The organism is Streptomyces sp. NPDC007863, assembly GCF_040633895.1.
Taxonomy (GTDB): Bacteria; Actinomycetota; Actinomycetes; order Streptomycetales; family Streptomycetaceae; genus Streptomyces.
The window spans coordinates 222,220-243,079 of the sequence record NZ_JBEYEI010000011.1 but is presented as its reverse complement, the minus strand read 5'-3'; the positions used below and the strand labels follow the sequence as shown (position 1 = coordinate 243,079).

General features: G+C 74.4%; 12 protein-coding genes. 9 read left to right on the top strand and 3 right to left on the bottom strand.

The annotated features are described in order from the left end of the window. Positions 1-138: 138 nt before the first annotated feature. The gene (locus ABZ621_RS19460) at positions 139-3,546 is read right to left on the bottom strand and encodes a UvrD-helicase domain-containing protein (protein WP_360606126.1); all 3,408 of its coding nucleotides are present in this window, start codon (positions 3,544-3,546) and stop codon (positions 139-141) included. Positions 3,547-4,034: 488 nt separating this feature from the next. Continuing rightward, complete coding sequence (locus ABZ621_RS19455) at positions 4,035-4,445, bottom strand: MGMT family protein (RefSeq protein ID WP_360606039.1); 411 nt, start codon at positions 4,443-4,445, stop codon at positions 4,035-4,037. A 171-nt stretch (positions 4,446-4,616) separates the two neighbouring features. On the opposite strand from ABZ621_RS19455, the gene ABZ621_RS19450 reads away from it, so the two are divergent. After that, entirely contained in the window at positions 4,617-7,262 is a 2,646-nt protein-coding gene (locus ABZ621_RS19450) for a lysylphosphatidylglycerol synthase domain-containing protein (protein WP_360606037.1), read from the top strand. Positions 7,263-7,272: 10 nt separating this feature from the next. Here ABZ621_RS19450 and ABZ621_RS19445 read toward each other — a convergent pair whose 3' ends face one another. Continuing rightward, positions 7,273-8,013, bottom strand: a complete 741-nt coding sequence (locus ABZ621_RS19445; RefSeq protein ID WP_360606035.1) for a YwiC-like family protein — start codon at positions 8,011-8,013, stop codon at positions 7,273-7,275. 138 nt (positions 8,014-8,151) lie between these two features. Between ABZ621_RS19445 and ABZ621_RS19440 the strand changes: the two genes are divergently transcribed. The 8 genes from ABZ621_RS19440 to ABZ621_RS19405 all read left to right on the top strand — a co-directional run bounded on the left by ABZ621_RS19440 (position 8,152) and on the right by ABZ621_RS19405 (position 20,825). Then, complete coding sequence (locus tag ABZ621_RS19440) at positions 8,152-11,796, top strand: nitrate reductase subunit alpha (protein WP_360606033.1); 3,645 nt, start codon at positions 8,152-8,154, stop codon at positions 11,794-11,796. 1 nt (position 11,797) lies between these two features. Continuing rightward, positions 11,798-13,330, top strand: coding sequence for a nitrate reductase subunit beta (narH, locus tag ABZ621_RS19435; RefSeq protein WP_360606031.1), 1,533 nt, complete (start codon positions 11,798-11,800; stop codon positions 13,328-13,330). Then, positions 13,327-13,956: a nitrate reductase molybdenum cofactor assembly chaperone gene (narJ, locus tag ABZ621_RS19430; protein ID WP_360606029.1), complete on the top strand. Its 630-nt coding sequence runs from the start codon at positions 13,327-13,329 to the stop codon at positions 13,954-13,956. Before narH ends, narJ begins: the two co-directional genes overlap by 4 nt. Then, positions 13,956-14,678 carry a respiratory nitrate reductase subunit gamma gene (narI, locus tag ABZ621_RS19425; protein WP_360606028.1) on the top strand — a complete coding sequence of 241 codons (723 nt, stop codon included), beginning with the start codon at positions 13,956-13,958 and terminating at the stop codon, positions 14,676-14,678. Before narJ ends, narI begins: the two co-directional genes overlap by 1 nt. Continuing rightward, a complete protein-coding gene (locus tag ABZ621_RS19420) occupies positions 14,675-15,862 on the top strand; it encodes a TIGR04053 family radical SAM/SPASM domain-containing protein (RefSeq protein ID WP_360606026.1) in 1,188 nt (395 codons plus the stop codon). Before narI ends, ABZ621_RS19420 begins: the two co-directional genes overlap by 4 nt. Continuing rightward, on the top strand, positions 15,850-17,175 hold the full coding sequence (hemG, locus tag ABZ621_RS19415; protein WP_360606024.1) for a protoporphyrinogen oxidase: 1,326 nt from the start codon (positions 15,850-15,852) through the stop codon (positions 17,173-17,175). Before ABZ621_RS19420 ends, hemG begins: the two co-directional genes overlap by 13 nt. Positions 17,176-17,662: 487 nt before the next feature. Next, entirely contained in the window at positions 17,663-19,249 is a 1,587-nt protein-coding gene (locus ABZ621_RS19410) for an alpha/beta hydrolase (protein ID WP_360606022.1), read from the top strand. A gap of 106 nt (positions 19,250-19,355) precedes the next feature. Continuing rightward, positions 19,356-20,825: an alpha/beta hydrolase gene (locus ABZ621_RS19405; protein ID WP_360606020.1), complete on the top strand. Its 1,470-nt coding sequence runs from the start codon at positions 19,356-19,358 to the stop codon at positions 20,823-20,825. Positions 20,826-20,860 lie beyond the last annotated feature (35 nt).

Sequence of the window (20,860 nt, the reverse complement as noted above, 5' to 3'; positions counted from 1 at the left end):
GGTGGTGCTTTCGGCGTGTTCGAAAGCGAAGATTCACAGCTTTTCTTGACGGCGACCTTATGGGGTGCCGCCCACAAAGTGACAAGCCGGGGTCACGAAAGGATGCACGGATGGAAACGTGACTCCCGTCACTCTCACTCAGTCGACGACCTGGCGGCCCTCCGGTCGGGCGCTGCACGCGGCGCGGAAGGAGCAGTTCGCGCAGTGCTGTCCGGCGGTCGGGGTGAAGCGCTCGTCGAGGACCCTGCCGGCGGCGGTGGCGAGCAGCTCGCCGACCCACTCGCCGTCCGGCGGCCGCTGGGCCTGCACCTTGGGCAGGGCGTCGCCGCCCTCCTTCTTGGGGGCGGCCTGGCGCAGCTGGACGAGTTCGGCGCCGCCGGGCTCGGGGCGGCGGCCGTCGAGGACCTCGTCGAGGGCGCCCTCGCGGACGGCGAGCTGGTAGACGGCGAGCTGCGGGTGGTGGGCGACCTCGTCCCGGGTGGGCGCGGACTTGCCGGTCTTGAAGTCGACGACGTACGCCCGGCCCTCCGCGTCCGTCTCGACGCGGTCCATGGAGCCGCGGATGCGGACCTGGTACTCCCCCGCGTCCAGGGTGACGTCGAAGCCGTGTTCGGAGGCGACGGGGGTACGGGCGCCGCGGTCCATCACGTGCCAGCGCAGGAAGCGTTCGAGCGCCACGCGCGCGTGCTCCTTCTCCTGCGCGGACTTCCACGGGGCGTCGAAGGCGAGGGCGTCCCACACGGTGTCGAGGCGGGTCATGAGGACGTCCAGGTCGGCGGGGGTGCGGCCGGAGGCGACCTCGTCGGCGAGGACGTGGACGACGTTGCCGAAGCCCTGCGCGGCGGAGGCGGGTTCGGCGGCCTTCACCTCGCGGCCCAGGAACCACTGGAGGGAGCAGGTGGCGGCGAGGTTCTCCAGGGCGCTCGGGGAGAGCGCGACGGGCCGGTCACGGTCGCGCAGCGGCACCTCGCCGCGGGTCGGCTCGTGCAGCCCCCACCAGCGGTCCGGGTGGGCGGCCGGGACCATCGGCTGCCCGTCCTCGTCGGCGAGGGCGGCGAGGGAGGCGAGGCGGCGGGCGGCGGCGTCGCGGAGCGCGGGCGAGGCGTCCGGGTCGACGGTGGTGGCGCGCAGCTCGGCGACGAGCGCGGAGACGGCGAGCGGGCGGCGGGGCCGGCCCGGCACCTCCTTCGGCTCGGCGCCCAGCTCGGCGAGGAAGCGGGAGGGCTGGTCGCCGTCCTCGGCGGGGGCCTTCACGGCGGTGACGACGAGCCGTTCGCGGGCGCGGGTGGCGGCGACGTAGAAGAGGCGGCGCTCCTCGGCGAGGAGGGCGCCGGCGGTGAGGGGTTCGGCGAGGCCGTCGCGGCCGATGCGGTCGGCTTCGAGGAGGGAGCCGCGGCGGCGCAGGTCGGGCCAGAGGCCCTCCTGGACGCCGGCGACGACGACGAGGCCCCACTCCAGGCCCTTGGAGCGGTGGGCGGTCATCAGCCGGACCGCGTCCGGGCGGGTGTGGCGGCGGGTCAGGGTGTCGGCGGCGATGTCCTGGGCGTCGAGCTCCTCCAGGAAGTTGAGGACACCGCGGCCGCCGAGCCGTTCCTCGGCGCGGGCGGCGGTCTCGAAGAGGGCGCAGACGGCGTCGAGGTCGCGGTCGGCGTTGCGGCCGGCCGGGCCGCCGCGGAGGGCGGCGCGCTCCAGGCGGCCGGGCCAGGGCGTGCCGTTCCAGAGGAGCCAGAGGACCTCCTCGGCGGTGCCGCCGGTGGCGAGGAGGGCACGGGCCTCCTGGAGGAGGCGGCCGAGGCGCTGGGCGCCGCGGGCGTAGGCGGGGTCGTGGGCGGCGAGGCGTTCGGGTTCGGCGAGGGCGCGGGTGAGGAGGACGTCGGAGGGGGGCGGGAGCTTGTCGCCCGCGGCGCGGTGCTCCTCTCGGAGGGCGCGGCCCAGTCGCCTGAGGTCGGCCGGGTCCACGCCGCCGAGGGGCGAGGCCAGGAGTTCGAGAGCCGTCTCCACGGGGAGCCAGGTCCCGGACCCGGGGGCCTGTGCGGGACGGGGCTCGGGGGCCGGTACGGGACCGGGCTCGGGGGCCGGTACGGGACCGGACCCGGGCTCGGACCCGGGCTCGGGGGCCGGTGCGGGACCGGGCTCGGGGGCCGGTACGGGACCGGACCCGGGCTCGGACCCGGGCTCGGACCCGGGCTCGGGGGCCGGTGCGGGTTCAAGCTCGGGGGCCGGTTCGGCGCCGTGGTCGGTTGTGCCCACCCGTTCCGCCCCTGCGGAACGCCTGCCCACAACCTGGGTCGCGACCGCCCTCAGCGCCAGCAGCAGGGGTGCCACCGCCGGTTCGTGGCGCAGCGGAGTGTCGGCCGTGTCCGTCTCCACGGGGACGCCGGCCGAGGTGAGGGCTCGGCGGAGGGAGGGGAGGGGGGCGGCGGCACGGACGAGGACGGCCATGTCGTGCCAGGGGACGCCGTCCTCCAGGTGGGCGCGGCGCAGCAGGTCGGCGATGTTCTCGGACTCGGCGGAGGCGGTGGGGTACGTGTACGCCTCGGCGCGGCCTCCGTCGCGTACCGGCGACAGCTCGCGGTGGGCGCGGACGGCGGCCGCGGGCAGCCGGGTCAGCGGCATGCGCCGGGTGAGCTGCCGGGTGGCGGCGAGGAGGCCGGCGCCGGCGCGGCGGGAGGTGCCGAGGACGCGGACCGGGGCTCCGCCGAACGCGGCGGGGAAGTCGAGGATGCCGTTCACGTCGGCGCCGCGGAAGGCGTAGATGGACTGGTCGGGGTCGCCGAAGGCGACGACCGTGTTCCGGCCGCCGCCGGTGAGCGCGGTGAGGAGCCGGACCTGGGCGGGGTCGGTGTCCTGGTACTCGTCGACGTACACGGCGTCGTAGGCGGGGAGGGTGGTCCGTTCGGCGAGCAGCACGGCCCGGTGGACGAGCTCGGTGTAGTCGAGGACGCCCTGGAGGTCGAGGACGTCGAGGTACTCGGCGAGGAAGCCGGCGGCGGCCTTCCAGTCGGGGCGGCCGACGCGTTCGGCGAAGCGGCGCAGCGCGTCGGGGCCGAGGCCGAGTTCGCGGGAGCGGGCGAGGACGGCGCGGACCTCGTCGGCGAAGCCCCGCGTGGTGAGGCAGGCGCGGAGTTCGTCGGGCCAGCGGACGCCGCCGATCCCGGTCCGTTCGAGGTCGATCTGGCCGGCGAGGAGTTCGCGGACGGCGAGGTCCTGCTCGGGGCCCGAGAGGAGCCGGAGGGGTTCGGCGAAGAGTTCGGCGTCCTGGTGGGCGCGGATGAGGGCGTAGCAGTACGAGTGGAAGGTGGTGGCCTGGGGCGGGCGGCGGCCGCCGAGCCGGGTCGCCATCCGGTCGCGGAGTTCGACGGCGGCCTTGCGGCTGAAGGTGAGGACGAGGATCCGCTCGGGGTCGGTGCCGCGTTCCATGCGCGTCGCGACCGCCTCCACCAGCGTCGTCGTCTTCCCGGTGCCGGGTCCGGCGAGGACGAGGAGCGGTCCCCTGTCGTGCTCAACCACCGCCCGCTGGGCTGCGTCCAGCTGAGGGGGATCCACCGGGGCCGGCGCCGTGCGCACCAGCCGGTACGCGCCGGGGGTCCGCTGCCTGCCCGCGCCCGGGTACGGCTGTCCCTGGTGCGGCGGCGTTGGCCGGGTGGTGGAGGAGGAACTCACGTGGTGGGCCGGTCCTGGTCGGTGGTGAGGTGGCGCGGGCGGTGCGGGTGGTGCGTGCGGTGCGGGTAGTCCGTGCGGTGCCGGTGACGACGGCGGAGGCGCGGGCAGCGGTACGCGGACGGGTGCGGGTCCGGGTGCGCGCACGCGCGCGTGCCGGGGCCCGTACCGCTCTCCGTACCTCTGCCGGATGCGCCGGCGGATCCGGCAGCGGATCCGTCGCCGTCGGCGGCATGCCCGTCGACGTTACGCGAAACCGGGCGCTCGCGGGCCCGTGTCTCCGGGACCGGACGGGCGGGGGCCCGGGCGCCACGGGGGTGCCACGCGCGCGTGTGAGATCCCGCACGCACGGGCCGCGCCGCGCGGCCCGCCGGTCATTCCGCTTCGCCGCCGGGTTCCGCTTCGACGCCGTCCCAGCGGGCCCGGCGCATGTCGATCCTCGGCAGGTGCCCCTCCGCCGCCGGGCCGCGCTCGCGGAGCGGGGTGCCCTCCTCGCGGTAGTGCCCGAGGGCGCGCAGCTCGTGGCCGGGGAGCAGGGCGCCGTCGGCGCGGACGACCCGCCACCACGGGGCCCCGCCGCCGTAGAGGGCCATGACGCGGCCGACCTGGCGGGGTCCGCCCTCGCCGAGCCATTCGGCGACGTCCCCGTAGGTCATCACCCGGCCCGGCGGGATCCGGTCGGCGGCGTCGAGCACCGCCTCGGCGTACGGGGGCAGCTCGCCCGCCGCTCCGGAGTCGTCCGCTCCGCTCGCTCCGGTCCGTCCCACGGGTCCCTCCAGGCTCATCCGTCTCATCCTGCCTCACCCCACCGACATGGCCCTGATGCCTCCGCCGGGCGGCTCTTCGTGCCACCATCGTCCGGGCGGTGACCGGTGATACGAGATCAACTTCGAGATCGACTTCGCGATCGACAGCGACAGACGCAAGCAGCAGGACACGCAGAGACGGACATGGTGATGGGTCAGGACACACAGCCTCCCGGTGAGGCTCGGCCCGACATGCCCGAACGGGTCTCCGGCGACGAGCCGCTGCTCGCCGCGCGTGTCCACCGGCCCTCCGACCTCATGCGTCTGCTCGCCGGGACGCTCGCCATCGCCGTCGTCCTCGCCATCGCCGCCTTCGCCCACGGCACCACCTCCGGCCTGGAGCAGGACATCAACAAGGGCGCGGTCGGCGCCTCCGACGTCTTCGTGAGGATCGCGGGGCTGGTCTCGTCGATCGCCATCCTCGTCCTGCCGGTGGCCTTCGCCATCGAGCGCCTGGTGAAACGGGACGGGCTGCGGATCGCGGACGGCGTGCTCGCGGCGGTGCTCGCGCACGGCGTCACCCTGGCGATCGACCTGTGGGTGGCGAAGGGCGCGCCGGACACCATCAAGGACGCGCTGACCCAGCCGGCGAGCGGCGGCGGGCTGACCGACCCGGTGCACAACTACCTCGCGCCGGTGATCGCGTACATGACGGCCGTCGGGATGGCCCGAAGACCGCGCTGGCGGTTCTCGCTCTGGGCCGTGCTGCTGCTCGACGCCTTCACCATGCTGGTGGCCGGCTACACCACCGCCTTCTCGATCATCCTCACCGTCCTCATCGGCTGGACGGTGGCGTACGGCACCCTGTACGCGGTCGGCTCGCCGAACGTCCGGCCGACCGGCCAGACCCTCCTCGCGGGCCTGCGCCGGGTCGGCTTCCGGCCGGTGACGGCGCTGCGCGCGGAGGAGGTGCCGGAGACCGCGGAGAGCGGGGACCGGGGCCGCCGGTACCTCGTGACCCTGGAGGACGGGCCGCCGCTGGACGTCACGGTCGTCGACCGGGAGCAGCAGGCGCACGGCTTCTTCTACCGGCTGTGGCGGCGGATCACCCTGCGGACGGTGACGACCCGCCGTTCGATCGTCTCGCTGCGGCAGGCCCTGGAGCAGGAGGCGCTCCTCGCGTACGCGGCGATCGCGGCGGGCGCGAACGCGCCGAAGCTGATCGCCACCTCCGAGCTGGGCCCGGACGCGGTGATGCTCGTGTACGAGCACATCGGCGGGCGGAGCCTGGACTCGCTCGACGACGACGAGATCACCGACGGGCTGGTGCGCAGCGCCTGGCGGCAGGTGAAGGCGCTCCAGTCGCGGCGCATCGCGCACCGCAGGCTGTCGGGTGACGCGATCCTGGTGGATCGTTCCGGCAGGGTGTTCCTGACGGATCTGCGCGGCGGCGAGATCGCGGCCGGCGATCTGGTGCTGCGGATGGACATCGCCCAGTTCCTGACGACCCTGGGGCTGCGGGTCGGGGCGGAGCGGGCGGTGGCGGCGGCCGTGGAGGTGCTCGGCCCGGACGCGGTGGCGGACTGTCTGCCGCTGCTCCAGCCGATCGCGCTGAGCCGCTCGACCCGCGCGACCCTGCGGAAGCTGGCGCGCGAGCGCTCGCAGCGGGAGCGGGACGCGGTCCTGGCCGCCTCCGAGGAGGCGAAGAAGGAGCGGGAGCGGGCCAAGGCGGCCGCCCACGCGGGGCTGCCGGCGCCGGGGGCCGACCCGAAGGCCGAGAAGGCCGAGAAGCGGGCGGACAAGAAGGCGGAGAAGCGGGCGCTCGACGAGGCCCTGGACGAGGCCCGCGAGGAGGACCTGCTCGCGCAGATCCGCCGGCAGGTGCTGCTGATCCGGCCGCAGGCGCCGGTGGAGCCGGTCCGGCTGGAGCGGATCAAGCCGCGGACGCTGATCTCGCTGATCGCGGGCGCGGTCGCCGCGTACTTCCTGCTGTCGCAGATCACCCGGACGCCGCTGTCCACGGTGAGCGAGGCGGACTGGCGGTGGGTGGCGGCGGCCGTGGTCTTCTCGGCGCTCAGCTATGTGGCGGCGGCGATGAGCCTGCTCGGTTTCGTGCCGGAGCGGGTCGGCTTCTGGCGGACGGTGGTGGCGCAGGTCGCCGGCTCGTTCGTGAAGATCGTCGCCCCGGCGGCGGTCGGCGGTGTCGCCCTCAACACCCGCTTCCTGCAGCGTGCGGGGGTGCGCCCGGGGCTCGCGGTGGCGAGCGTCGGCGCCTCGCAGCTCTTCGGGCTCGGGGCGCACATCCTGCTGCTGCTCTCCTTCGGCTATCTGACGGGCACCGAGAAGTCGCAGTCGTTCACCCCGTCGCGGACGGTCATCGCCGGCCTGCTGACGGTCGCGGTGCTCGTCCTGGTGGTGACGGCGATCCCGTTCATGCGGAAGTTCGTCTCGACGCGGCTGCGCTCGCTCTTCGCGGGTGTGGTGCCGCGCATGCTGGACGTGCTCCAGCGGCCGCTGAAGCTGGCGACGGGCATCGGCGGGATGCTGCTGATCACCGGCACCTTCGTGCTCTGTCTTGACGCCTCGATCCGCGCCTTCGGGCACGGGCACGCGTCGATCAGCTACGCGAGCGTGGCCGTGGTCTTCCTCGCGGGCAACGCGATCGGTTCGGCGGCCCCGACGCCCGGCGGTGTCGGCGCGGTCGAGGGCGCGCTCATCGGCGGTCTGGTCGCGGTGGGCCTGCCCATCGAGGTCGCCACCCCGGCGGTCCTCCTCTACCGTCTGCTGACCCTGTGGCTGCCGGTCCTGCCGGGCTGGATCTGCTTCAACTGGCTGACGAAGCGGGAAGCGCTCTAGCCGCGCGCGGTCAACCGTACACGCCGACGAGGAAGCCGAGGAGCAGCAGCGAGCAGCCGACCTCGACCGCGCCCACGACCGGCACCCCGATCCCGCGCCCGGGCAGCAGGGCGGCGCGGGCGAGGTAGCCGGCGAAGGGGACGGCGAGCCAGGGGCTCAGGAGCCCCGCCGCGAGCAGCGCCAGGGCGTGGTAGGCGACCGAACCCCTGCGGTACGCCTCCGAGTTCCGCTCGCGGATCATCGTCTTCACGTACGGGACGGTCCCGGCGAAGTACAGCAGGCAGGCGAGCGCCGGGGCGAGGCCCTCGGCGACCGGGCCGCCGCCCGCGCGCAGCGAGACGAGCAGCATCCCGCAGGCGGGCACGACGGCCACGAGCCCGTTGACCAGGGCCCGTTCCCTGTTGCGGCGGGCGTAGTGGACGTTCACCGCGAGGAAGGGGGCCGCCAGGGCGGCGGCGACGGCCAGCCATGGCGCGACGGACAGCAGGGGCAGTCCGCAGGCGAGCGCCGCGCTTCCGAAGACCAGGGCGGGGCGTCGGTGGCGTGCCGCCGCCCGGGGGTTGCGGGACGCGCGTCGGAGCCGTACCCACTGCTCGATGTGGAAGACGGCGCAGTAGCCGAGCAACCACGCCAGGAACAAAGGGAGTTGGAGCCAGGTCGGGGAGCCGGTCAGGACTCCCGCGAGGTAGGGCACGGCGAGCATGGCCCAGGCTCCGTGCTGGTTCGGTATCCACCGACGGACAGTGCTCACCCGACCAGGGTCACACGCCTCCCCCCGGGACAAATGCGGGATTTGGTCACCCCCGCACGGGACCATCGGCCCCCCTTCCGCCCGCTTCGCCCGACCTAGGCTCAAGCTGCTGAACGCTTCGTCGTGAAGGAGCCTGACGTGCAGCAGGAGCAGCCGGACGCCGCCGAGATCCTCCTCCGAGCGGGAAGGTTCTTCTCCCGTTCCGAGGTCTCCGACGACCTGCGGACGGTGCACCGCACCGGTGGCCGCGAGGGCGAGTCGTTCTACCGGGACCGCTGGAGCCACGACAAGGTCGTGTACTCCACCCACGGCGTCAACTGCACCGGCTCGTGCCGGTGGAAGGTCTACGTCAAGGACGGCATCATCACCTGGGAGACCCAGGCCACCGACTACCCCTCCGTGGGCCCGGACCGGCCCGAGTACGAGCCGCGCGGCTGTCCCCGCGGCGCCTCCTTCTCCTGGTACAGCTACTCCCCCACCCGGGTCCGCCACCCCATGGTCCGGGGCACGCTCCTCGCGATGTACCGGGAGGCGAGGAAGCGCCTGAAGGACCCGGTGCTCGCCTGGGCGGACATCCAGCGCGACCCGGTGCGCCGCCGCACCTACCAGCAGGCCCGGGGCAAGGGCGGCCTGGTGCGGGCGAGTTGGGAGGAGGCGGTGGAGATCGCCGCCGCCGCGCACGTCCACGCCATCAAGGAGCACGGCCCCGACCGGGTGGCCGGCTTCTCCCCGATCCCGGCGATGTCGATGGCCTCGCACGCGGCCGGCGCCCGCTTTCACTCCCTCATCGGCGCCCCGATGCTCTCCTTCTACGACTGGTACGCGGACCTGCCGGTGGCCTCGCCGCAGGTCTTCGGCGACCAGACGGACGTGCCGGAGTCGGGCGACTGGTGGGACGCCGCCTATCTGCTGATGTGGGGCTCGAACGTGCCGGTGACGCGGACGCCGGACGCGCACTGGATGACGGAGGCCCGCTACCGGGGCCAGAAGGTCGTCACGGTCTCCCCCGACTTCGCCGACAACACCAAGTTCGCCGACGAGTGGATGCACCCGCACCCGGGGACGGACGGGGCGCTGGCGCTCGCGATGGGGCACGTGGTGCTCAAGGAGTTCTTCGTCGACCGCGAGACGCCCTTCTTCGCCGACTACGTGCGGACCTACACGGACCTGCCGTTCCTGATCACGCTGACGGAGACCGAACGGGGCCTGGTGCCGGGCAAGTTCGTGACCGCGAAGGACCTGGGCGAAGACGTCGAGAACGCCGAGTGGAAGACCGTCCTCGTCGACGACGCCACCGGAGAGCCGGTCGTCCCGAACGGCACCCTCGGCCACCGCTGGGGCACCGGCGGCGAGCCCGACTGGAACCTCGACCTCGGCGGCGTACGGCCCCGGCTCTCGCTCCTCGGCGAGGGCGCGGCCGAAGTGGTGCTGCCGCGCTTCGACGAGGAGGGCGAGGTGCTGCGGCGGGGCGTGCCGGTGCGGCGCCTCTCCGGGGGCGGGCCGCTCGTCACCACCGTGTACGACCTGCTGCTCGCCCAGTACGGCGTCGGGCGCCCCGGCCTGCCGGGCGCGTGGCCGGAGTCGTACGAGGACGCCTCGCAGCCCGGCACCCCCGCCTGGCAGGAGACGCTGACCTCCGTGCCGGCCGCCCAAGCCGCGCGCGTGGCACGGGAGTTCGCGGACACCGCCGAGCGTTCGCACGGCCGCTGCATGATCCTCATGGGCGCGGGCACCAACCACTGGTTCCACTCCGAGACGATCTACCGGGCCTTCCTCGCCCTGCTGACGCTCACCGGCTGCCAGGGGCGCAACGGCGGCGGCTGGGGCCACTACGTCGGCCAGGAGAAGTGCCGGCCGGTGACCGGCTGGGCGACCCTCGCGAGCGCCTCCGACTGGGGCCGGCCGCCCCGGCACATGATCGGCGCCGGCTGGTTCTACCTCCACACCGACCAGTGGCGGTACGACACCCTGCCGGCCGAGTCGCTGGCCTCGCCGCTCGGCGAGGGGCGCTTCGCGGGCATGATGGGCGCCGACTGTCTGGCCGCCTCCGCGCGGATGGGGTGGATGCCCTCCTACCCGACCTTCGACCGCAACCCGCTGGAGCTCGGCGACGGGGACGACCCGGTCGGGGACACCGTGCGCGCCCTGAAGGACGGGTCCCTCGGCTTCGCCGGGGAGGACCCGGACGCGCCGGAGAACTGGCCGCGGGTGCTCAACGTGTGGCGGGCGAACCTCCTGGGCTCCTCCTCCAAGGGCAACGAGTACTTCCTCAAGCACCTCCTCGGCACCCACTCCAACCTGCCGGAGGACGGGCCGCGCTGCACTCCGAAGGACGTGCGGTGGCGGGAGGAGGACATCGAGGGCAAGCTCGACCTGCTCCTCGCCATGGACTTCCGGATGACGTCCACGACACTGCTGTCCGACGTCGTCCTGCCCGCCGCCACCTGGTACGAGAAGCACGACCTGTCCTCCACGGACATGCACCCCTTCCTGCACGCCTTCACCCCGGCCGTCGACCCGCCGTGGCAGGCCCGCTCCGACTACGACGCCTTCCTCGCCCTCGCCCGCCGCTTCGGCGAGCTCGCGAAGGAGCACCTGGGGGTCAGGAAGGACCTGGTCGCGACCGCCCTCCAGCACGACACCCCGGGCGGCGAGATGGCCCAGCCCGGCGGGGTGGCGCTCGACTGGTCGAAGGGCGAGTGCGCGCCGGTGCCGGGGCGCACGATGTACAACCTGACGGTCGTCGAGCGGGACTACGGCGCGGTCGGCGAGAAGTTCGCGGCGCTCGGCCCGCTGGTCGACCGGCTGGGCGTGACGACGAAGGCGATCACCTTCGACGTCGACGAGGAGATCGCCTACCTCGGCGCCCAGAACGGCCTGGTCAGGGGCGGGATCGCGGACGGGCGGCCGAGGCTGGACACCGCGCGGCGGGCCTGCGAGGCGATCCTCGCCCTCTCCGGCACGTCGAACGGGCGGCTCGCCACCCAGGGCTTCGAGAAGCTGGAGAAGCGGACCGGGCAGGAGATGGCCCATCTCGCCGCCGAGGCCGAGGGCAAGCGGATCACCTTCGCCGACACGCAGGCCCGGCCCGTCCCGGTCATCACCTCGCCCGAGTGGTCGGGCAGCGAGTCCGGCGGCCGCCGCTACACCGCCTTCACCGTCAACACCGAGCACCTCAAGCCCTGGCACACCCTCACCGGGCGCCAGCACTTCTTCCTCGACCACGACTGGATGCACGAGGTCGGCGAGGCGCTGCCCGTCTACAAGCCGCCGCTGGACATGCACCGGCTGTACGGGGAACCGGAGTTGGGGACGAGTGACGGCAAGCAGGTCGCCGTCCGCTACCTCACCCCGCACAACAAGTGGGCGATCCACTCCCAGTACCAGGACAACCTGTACATGATGACGCTCGGCCGGGGCGGGCAGACGGTCTGGATGTCCCCGCAGGACGCCGAGGCCATCGGGGTGAAGGACAACGACTGGATCGAGGCGGTCAACCGCAACGGCGTCGTGACCGCCCGCGCGATCGTCTCCCACAAGATGCCCGCCGGCACCGTCTACATGAACCACGCCCAGGAGCGCACGGTCGGCGTCCCGAAGACGGAGAAGACCGGCCGCCGGGGCGGCATCCACAACTCGCTCACCCGCGTGATGCTCAAGCCGACCCATCTCGTCGGCGGCTACGCCCAGTTGACCTGGGCGTTCAACTACCTGGGCCCGACCGGGAACCAGCGCGACGAGGTGACGGTGATCCGCCGCCGCGACCAGAAGGTGGAGTACTGACATGCGGGTCATGGCACAGGTGGCGATGGTCATGAACCTCGACAAGTGCATCGGCTGCCACACCTGCTCGGTCACCTGCAAGCAGGCGTGGACCAACCGGCAGGGCACCGAGTACGTGTGGTTCAACAACGTCGAGACCCTCCCCGGGCAGGGGTACCCGCGCCGCTGGCAGGACCAGGACCGGTGGAAGGGCGGCTGGGAGCGGACGCGGTCCGGGCGGCTGCGGCTGCGGGCCGGCGGACGGCTCAAGCGGCTCGGGCAGATCTTCGCCAACCCGGAGCTGCCGGAGCTCGACGACTACTACCAGCCGTGGACGTACGAGTACAGGAACCTCACCGAGGCCCCCGCGGGCGACGACCTGCCGACCGCCCGGCCCGTCTCCCAGGTCACCGGCGAACCCCTCGACAAGGTCGAATGGGGCCCCAACTGGGACGACAACCTCGGCGGCGCCCCCGAGCACGGGCCGAAGGACCCGCTGGTCGAGAAGGTGCGCCGGCAGGTCGGGGAGAAGATCCGCTTCGAGTTCGAGCAGAGCTTCATGTTCTACCTGCCCCGGATCTGCGAGCACTGCCTCAACCCGGCGTGCGTCTCCGCCTGCCCCTCCGGCGCCATGTACAAGCGCGAGGAGGACGGCATCGTCCTCGTCGACCAGGAGCAGTGCCGGGGCTGGCGGATGTGCGTCACCGGCTGCCCGTACAAGAAGGTCTACTTCAACCACACGACCGGCAAGGCCGAGAAGTGCACCTTCTGCTTCCCGCGCGTCGAGGTCGGCATGCCGACCGTCTGCTCCGAGACCTGCGTCGGCCGCATGCGCTACCTCGGCGTGCTGCTGTACGACGCCGACAGGGTCGCCGAGGCGGCGGCGGTCGAGGACGAACACGACCTGTACCCGGCACAGTTGGAGTGCTTCCTCGATCCGCACGACCCGGCCGTGGCCGCCGCCGCGAAGGCGGCGGGCATCACCGAGGAGTGGCTGGACGCGGCCCGCCGCTCCCCCGTGTACGACCTCGTCGCCACCTACCAGGTCGCGCTGCCGCTCCACCCGGAGTACCGCACGATGCCGATGGTCTGGTACGTGCCGCCGCTCTCCCCCGTCGTCGACGCGGTCGCCGCCACCGGCAGCGACGGCGAGGACGCCGGGAACCTCTTCGGCGCCATCGACGCCCTGCGGATCCCGGTGGAGTACCTGGCGGAGCTGCTGACCGCCGGGGACACCGTGCCCGTGGAGGCGGTGCTGCGCCGGATGGCGGCCATGCGCTCCTACATGCGGGCGGTCAACCTCGGCGAGGAGAAGGACGAGACCGTCGCGGAGGCGGTCGGGCTGACCGGGCAGGAGCTGGAGGACATGTTCCGGCTGCTCGCGATCGCCAAGTACGAGGACCGGTACGTGATCCCGACGGCCGCCCGCGCCGACGCGGACGCGCTCGCCGAGAGCCACCCGCTGGACCTCGACGCGGACTGCCCGGTCGCCGGCCAGGCCGGCGACGGGAGCCGTGTCCTGCTCAACCTGGGCCGCACGAGGAGGAGTTCATGACCCCGGACGCGGTGGTGCGACTGGTGGCGGCGCGCTGCCTGACGTACCCGGACGAGCGGCTGTACGAGGAACTCCCGCTACTGCGCAGGGCGTCGGCCGACATGCCGGGCGGGCTCGCGGACTTCCTCGACCACGTCGGGCGGACCCCGCTCCTCGACCTCGCCGCGCACTACACGGACACCTTCGACACCCGCAACCGCCGCTGCCTCTACCTGACGTGGTGGACCGACGGCGACACCCGGCGGCGCGGACTCTCGCTCGTCGCCGTCAAGCGGACCTACCGCGAGCACGGCCTGGTCTTCGACAGCGACGAGCTGCCCGACTTCCTGCCCGCCGCCCTGGAGTTCGCCGCCCGCCACGAGGAGCCCGGCACGGCGCTGCTCCAGGAGCACCGGGCGGGCCTGGAGCTGCTGCGGCTCGCGCTGGCCGCCGCCGGCACGCCCTACCTGCGGGTCCTGGAGGCGGTCTGCGGCACGCTGCCCGGCCCCTCGCCCCGCACCAAGGAGGAGGCGAAGGCGCTGGCCCGGTCCGGGCCGCCGCGCGAGCTCGTCGGGCTCGAACCCCTCGGGCCGGGCGTGGAGCTGCCCTGGCCCACCGTGCACCGCGCCGAAAGGACCCCGGTCTGATGGATCTGCTGCTCTGGGGCGTCCTGCCCTACGTCTCGGTGGCCCTGCTCGTCGCGGGCACGGTCTGGCGGGGGCGGTACGACCGCTTCGGCATCACCACCCACTCCTCCCAGCTGCACGAGTCGCGGCTGCTGCGGATCGGCTCGCCGCTCTTCCACTTCGGGATGCTCTTCGTCGTCCTCGGGCACGTGGTCGGCCTGCTGATCCCCAGGGAGTGGACGGACGCGATCGGGCTGAGCGACCACGCCTACCACCTGATGGCCGTCTCGACCGGCGCCGTCGCGGGCGTCGCCGCCGCCGCCGGCATCGGGATCCTGGTGTACCGGCGGCTGCGGGTGCCGGCCGTGCGGAAGGCGACGCTGAAGAGCGACCACCTGATGTACACGGTGCTGCTCGGCGCGATGACCCTCGGCATCCTCGCGACCGTCCTCAACTCGACGGGGGCGACGGACGGTTACAACTACCGCGAGGGCGTCTCGGTGTGGTTCCGCTCGCTGTTCGCGCTCAGCCCCGACTGGGGTCTGATGGCGGGCGCCCCGCTCGCCTTCAAGCTGCACGTCCTCTTCGGCTTCGCGCTCTTCGCGCTCATCCCGTACTCGCGGCTGGTGCACATGTTCGCGGTGCCGGTGCGGTATCTGTTCCGCCCCTTCGTCGTCTACCGGCGCCGCAGCCCCGGGCGGATCGCGAACCGGGAGCCCAAGCGCGGCTGGGAGCGGGTGTGAGCGCCCGGACGCCGGTCCGCAGACCGCGCCACTCCGTCGACGAGCGGCCGTTCCTCGTCATCTGGGAGACGACCCGGGCCTGCCCGCTGGCCTGCCTGCACTGCCGGGCCGAGGCCGTGCCGGAACGGCACCCGGACGAACTCGACGGGGCCGCCGCCCGGCGCCTCATGGACCAGGTCGCCTCCTTCGGGAAGCCCGCGCCGCTCTTCGTCCTCACCGGCGGCGACCCCTTCCAGCGGCCCGACCTCGCCGACCTCGTCGCCTACGGCACCGGGATCGGGCTGCGGGTCGCGGTCTCGCCGTCCGGGACGCCGACGCTCGACCGGGCGCACCTCGCCCGGATCCGGGACGCGGGGGCCGTCGCCCTCTCGCTCTCCCTCGACGGCTCGACCGCCGGCCGGCACGACGCCTTCCGGGGCGTGCCCGGCGTCTTCGACCTCACCCTCGACGGCTGGCGGGCCGCCCACGCGCTCGGCCTGAAGGTGCAGATCAACACCACCGTCTCCCGGCACAGCCTGCCCGACCTCGCCGACATCGCCGCGCTCGTGCGACGCGAGGGCGCCATGCTCTGGTCCGGCTTCCTGCTCGTGCCCACCGGCCGGGCCGGGGCACTCGGGGCGCTCACCGCCGCCGAGTGCGAGGACGTGCTCCACTTCCTGTACGACCTCGGCGCGCGCATGCCGGTCAAGACGACCGAGGGCCACCACTTCCGGCGGGTCGCGCTCCAGCGGGCGGTGCTCGCCCGGCGCGGCGAACGCCCCCGGCTCGGGCGGCTGCACGCACGGCTGACCGAACGGGCCACGGAACTGGGCCTGTTCGAGGGCGTGCCGCGCACCGCGCGCCGGCCCCCGATGGACGTCTCCTCCGGGCGCGGCTTCGTCTTCGTCTCCCACACCGGGGAAGTGCACCCGAGCGGCTTCCTGCCGCTGTCGGCGGGAAACGTGAAGGACCGCGAACTGCCCCTCATATACCGGGAGTCGGAACTCTTCCGGTCGCTCCGGGACCCGGCGCGGCTCGGCGGCGCGTGCGGGGCCTGCGAGTTCGCGGGCGTCTGCGGGGGCTCGCGCTCCCGGGCGTACGCGGTCACCGGCGACCCGCTCGCCGCCGACCCCTGGTGCGCCTACCGCCCGGGCTCCTTCCCCCACCAGGACGAACTCAAGGAGGTCCTCGCATGCGCCGGGTGATCGTGATCGGCGGCGGCATCAGCGGCCTCGCGGCGGCGTGGTCGCTGCGCGGGCGGGCCGAGGCGACCGTCCTGGAGGCCGACGACCGGATCGGCGGGAAGCTCCGCACCGGCACGCTGGCCGGGGTGCCGGTCGACGAGGGCGCGGAGTCGCTGATGGCGCTGCGGCCCGAGGCGGTCGACCTCGCGCAGGCGGTCGGGCTCGGCGCGGACCTGCGGGACCCGGCGCCGGGCCCCGTCACCCTGTGGAGCCGGGGCGCTCTGCGGGCGCTGCCGCCCGGCCATGTGATGGGCGTGCCGCCCGACCCGTCGGCCCTGGAGGGCACGGGCCTGCTCTCGGAGCCGGGCCTGGCGCGGCTGAGGCAGGAGGAGACGCTGCCGGCGCCCCCGCTGGAGGCCCGGGACGTCTCGGTGGCGGAGTACCTCACCGGGCGGCTCGGCAGGGAAGCCGTCGACCGGCTCGTCGAACCGCTCCTCGGCGGGGTGTACGCGGGCGAGGTCGACCGCCTCTCGCTGCGCTCCGCCCTCGGGCCGGTGGCCGCGCTCGCCGGGCCCGGCGGCTCGCTGCTCGCCGCGCTCCGCGACCGGCCCGCGCGACCGGCGCGCGCGGTGGTACGCGGCGTGACCGGCGGCACCGGGCGCCTGGCGGCGGCCGTGGCCCGGGCGTCCGGAGCGCGGATCGAGACGGGCGTACGGGTCACGGCGCTGCGCCGGGCGGGCGGCGCGTGGCGGGTGGCCACGGCGTCCTCCGGGGTCCTGACGGCCGACGCCGTCGTCCTCGCCGTCCCCGCGCACGCGGCGGCGCGGCTCCTCGCGGGGCTCGCGCCGGAGGCGGCGGAGGCGCTCGGCGGCGTGCGCCACGCGGACACGGCGGTCGTCTCCCTGGCCTTCCCGCCGGGCACGGAGGCGGGGCTGCCGCCCGGGAACGGCTTCCTGGTGCCGGCGGTGGAGGGCCGGGCGGTCAAGGCGGCGACGTACCTGTCCCGGAAGTGGGCGTGGCCGGCGGGCGGGCCGTGCGTGGTCCGCGCGTCGCTGGGCCGGGCGGGTGCGACCCTGCCCCGCTCGGACGCCGAGCTCACGGCCCTGGCCCTCGCGGACCTCCGCGCGGCAGCCGGCCCGCTTCCGGCGCCCCTCGCGACCCGGGTCACCCGCTGGCCCGCCGGCCTCCCCCAGTACGACACGGGCCACGCGACCCGCATGGCCCGCGCCCGCGCCGCCCTGACCGACCTCCCGCCCCTCACCCTCTGCGGCGCCGCCCACCAGGGCGTAGGCATCGCCGCCTGCATCGCCTCCGCCTACACGGCGACCCGGTAGCCCGGCGCGGGCGGCGCCTTCGCCGGACGAGCGCCCCCGCCGCCCCTGTGGGCAGGCATCCCGCAAGGGCGGTGCCCACCCCCGCGCCATCGCCGCCCTCCCTGTGGGCAGGCGTCCCGCTGGGGGTCCCCCCTGGACGAAGTCCTTGGGGGAGGGACGGGTGGGCACAGGGACGGCGCCCTTTGCCGGGCCAAGGCTTTACGCGCCTGAAGCCGCACCCGCTGCACGGCTTCGTACGGGTGCGGGTTCAGGCGCATGTGCGGAGGCACCCGCAAAGGGTGCCGTTCCGTTGTGCCCACCCGTTCCGCCCTGCGGAACGTATGCCCACAACGGAACGGCGGCCCGCCCTGGCGGAACCGGGCCGCAACGGAGCGGCGGCGCGGCTCCGGCGGCCGGCGCGGCGGGTGGGCGTCGTCGCCGTGGCGGGAGGCACCCGCTTGGGGGTGTGTCGCGGGCGGGGGCTGGCGGGGGCGACGAGCATGGGTGCATGCCCCTCTCCGCCGGCCGGCGCGCCGCCGCCCTCCTCACCGCCACCACCCTCCTCTGCCTGACCGGCTGCTCGGACGACGGCGACGAGGCCACCCCGGCCCGCCCCACCGGCACCGGCACCGGCACCGGCGGCCTCTCCTCCCTCACGAGCCAGCAGCTCGAATGGGACACCTGCCCGCCGCCGTCCCCGGCGGAGGGCGGCGGGCAGGCCCCGACCCCGCTCCCCGGCGGCACCCCCTGGGAGTGCGCGTTCCTGCGCACCCCGCTGGACTGGTCCCAGCCGGAGGGCGAGACGATCGAGCTGGCCCTGATCCGCGCGCGGGCCCGGGACAACGCCCGCCGCATCGGCTCCCTCGTCTTCAACTTCGGCGGCCCCGGCGGCTCCGGCGTCACCGGCCTGCCGGGCTTCGCGGCCGACTACGAGACCCTCCGCTCCCGCTACGACCTGGTCTCCTTCGACCCGCGCGGCGTCGGCCGCAGCGAGCCCGTGGAGTGCGCCACGGACAAGGAGCTGGACGCGTACTACGCCCTCGACTTCACCCCGGACGACCAGGCCGAGGAGCGGACCCTGTCCGACGCGCAGAAGAAGTACGCCGCGGGCTGCGACGCCGACGCCGGCCCGGTCCTCCCGCACGTCGGCACGGAGAGCGCGGCCCGGGACATGGACCTCCTGCGCCAGGTCCTCGGCGACGACAAGCTGCACTACTTCGGCATCTCGTACGGCACGGAGCTCGGCGGCGTCTACGCCCACCTCTTCCCCGAGCGCGTCGGCCGGGCCGTCTTCGACGCGGTCGTGGACCCGGACGCGGGCGTCGAGGAGGGCGCCCTCGGCCAGGCGAAGGGCTTCCAGCTGGCGCTGGACAACTTCGCGCAGGACTGCGTCGACCGGGGCGACGAGTGCGCCCTGCCGGGCTCGACGGTCGCCGAGATCGAGGAGGGCGTCACCGATCTCCTCACCGCGCTCGACAAGAAGCCGATCGCCGGCATCGGCAGCCGGAAGCTGACGCAGACCCAGGCCACCAACGGCATCGCCCAGTCGCTGTACTCGAAGGAGTTCTGGCCCTACCTGGAGCAGGGCCTGGAGGCCGCGGACGGCGGCGACGGCGCCCTCCTCCTCGCCCTCTCCGACTCGATGAACGGCCGCGGGGAGAACGGCAGTTACAGCAACATCCAGGCCGCCAACGCCGCCATCAACTGCGTCGACTTCAAGGAGCGCTACACCCTCGGCCAGGCCAAGGAGCGCCTCCCGCAGTTCCGCGAGGCCTCCCCCGTCTTCGGCGACTTCATGGGCTGGGCCCTGTCCTCCTGCTCGCAGTGGCCGGTGCCGGGCGCCTGGGACCACCCGGACGTGTCCGCGCCCGGCTCCGCGCCGATCCTGGTGGTCGGCAACACCGGCGACCCCGCGACCCCGTACGAGGGCGCCCGCGCCATGGTCCAGGCCCTCGGCAAGGGCGTCGGCGTGGAGCTGACGTACGAGGGCGAGGGCCACGGCGCGTACAACGGCGGCAGCGCCTGCGTGAAGAAGGCCGTCGACGGCTACCTCCTCGACGGCAAGGTCCCCGCCTCGGGCACCGTCTGCACGTAGCCGCCCGCGAGGAGCCGCCCCGGGCCCCCTAGGATGGCGGGCCAGTCCCGGCCCGAACCCTCGGGGGTCCTCCTTGTCCATACGGTCCCTACAGTCCATACGGTCCATGCGCGGGCGTCTGACGGCGCTCGCCGTCGCGGGCGGACTGCTGGCCACCGGCTGTGCGGGCACGGGCACCGGCCCCGCCGCCTCCGACACGAAGCCCTCCGCCGCCCCCCGGGGCCTCGACTGGAAGCGCTGCGACGACGCCGGCGACGAGTGGCGCTGCGCCACCGTGCGGGTCCCGCTGGACCACGCGAAGCCGGCCGGGGCCACCCTGGGCATCGCCCTGATCCGCAAGGAGGCGACCGACCGGAAGCGGCGGATCGGGTCGCTGCTCTTCAACTTCGGCGGGCCCGGCGCCTCCGGCGTCGAGATGCTGCCGCAGCTCTCCGGGGAGTACGCCTCCCTGGGCGAGCGGTACGACCTCGTGGGCTTCGACCCGCGCGGGGTGGGCCGCAGCTCCGGAGTCGTCTGCCGCGACGACGCCGAGCAGGCCGCCGCCGAGGCCACGGTCGACTCCACCCCGGACACGCCCGCCGAGGAGGCCGCCTACCTGAAGGACGCCGCCGCCTTCGGGGCCGGCTGCGCCCGCCGCTCCGGCACGGTCATCCCGCACACCACCACCTCGGCCACCGCCCGCGACCTGGACCTGGTCCGGCAGGCCCTCGGCGACGAGAAGCTGCACTACTTCGGCGTCTCGTACGGCACCCAGCTCGGCGGCACCTACGCCCACCTCTTCCCCGGCAGGGTGGGCCGGCTGGTCCTCGACGCCGTGGTCGACCCGACCGCCGACGCCGCCGGCCACGCCCGGCACCAGACGATCGGCTTCCAGCGGGCCCTGGACAACTACCTGAGGTCCACCGGGCAGACCCCGCAGGCCGGCACCGCGCGGATCACCACGCTGCTCGCCGTGCTCGACCAGCGGCCCCTGGAGGTCGGCGACCGGCTGCTCACCGAGGGCCTGGCGACCACCGGCATCGCGGTCACCCTCTACGCGGAGTCGAGCTGGCCGCTGCTCACCCAGGCTCTGCAGGCGGCCGAGGCCGGCGACGGCAGCGGGCTGCTGCGGCTCGCGGACGCCTACAACGACCGCGACGAGCAGGGGCGTTACGCCACCGGGTCGCACTCCCAGCGGGCGATCTCCTGCGCCGACTCCAGCGAGCGCCCGACGGCCGCGCGGGCGAAGGCGCTGCTGCCGGAGTTCCGCCGGCTCTCCCCCGTCTTCGGCGCCTTCCTCGCCTGGGACACGGCCGGCTGGTGCGCCGGCTGGCCGGTGAAGGGCGAGGCGAGGACGCCGGCGGCGTCGGCCCCGGGCGCGGACCCGGTGCTCGTCGTGGGCACGACGGGCGACCCGGCGACCCCGTACGAGGGCGCCGAGCGGATGGCGGCCGAACTCGGCGAGGGCGTCGGGATCCTGGTCACCAACAAGGGCGAGGGGCACGGCGCCTACGGCACCTCCCCGTGCGTGACGCGGACGGTCGACGCGTACCTGCTCGACGGGAAGGTGCCCGCGTACGGCACGACCTGCGGCTAGCCCGGACGCGCGAAGGCCCCGGACCGACACGCGGT

Excerpts from the sequence above, each read along its gene's own strand:
- narH (WP_360606031.1), top strand. The coding sequence starts at position 11,798 with ATGCGGGTCATGGCACAGGTGGCGATGGTCATGAACCTCGACAAGTGC.
- ABZ621_RS19450 (WP_360606037.1), top strand. The coding sequence starts at position 4,617 with ATGGGTCAGGACACACAGCCTCCCGGTGAGGCTCGGCCCGACATGCCC.
- ABZ621_RS19410 (WP_360606022.1), top strand. The coding sequence starts at position 17,663 with ATGCCCCTCTCCGCCGGCCGGCGCGCCGCCGCCCTCCTCACCGCCACC.
- ABZ621_RS19405 (WP_360606020.1), top strand. The coding sequence starts at position 19,356 with ATGCGCGGGCGTCTGACGGCGCTCGCCGTCGCGGGCGGACTGCTGGCC.
- narJ (WP_360606029.1), top strand. The coding sequence starts at position 13,327 with ATGACCCCGGACGCGGTGGTGCGACTGGTGGCGGCGCGCTGCCTGACG.
- narI (WP_360606028.1), top strand. The coding sequence starts at position 13,956 with ATGGATCTGCTGCTCTGGGGCGTCCTGCCCTACGTCTCGGTGGCCCTG.
- hemG (WP_360606024.1), top strand. The coding sequence starts at position 15,850 with ATGCGCCGGGTGATCGTGATCGGCGGCGGCATCAGCGGCCTCGCGGCG.
- ABZ621_RS19455 (WP_360606039.1), bottom strand. The coding sequence starts at position 4,445 with ATGAGCCTGGAGGGACCCGTGGGACGGACCGGAGCGAGCGGAGCGGAC.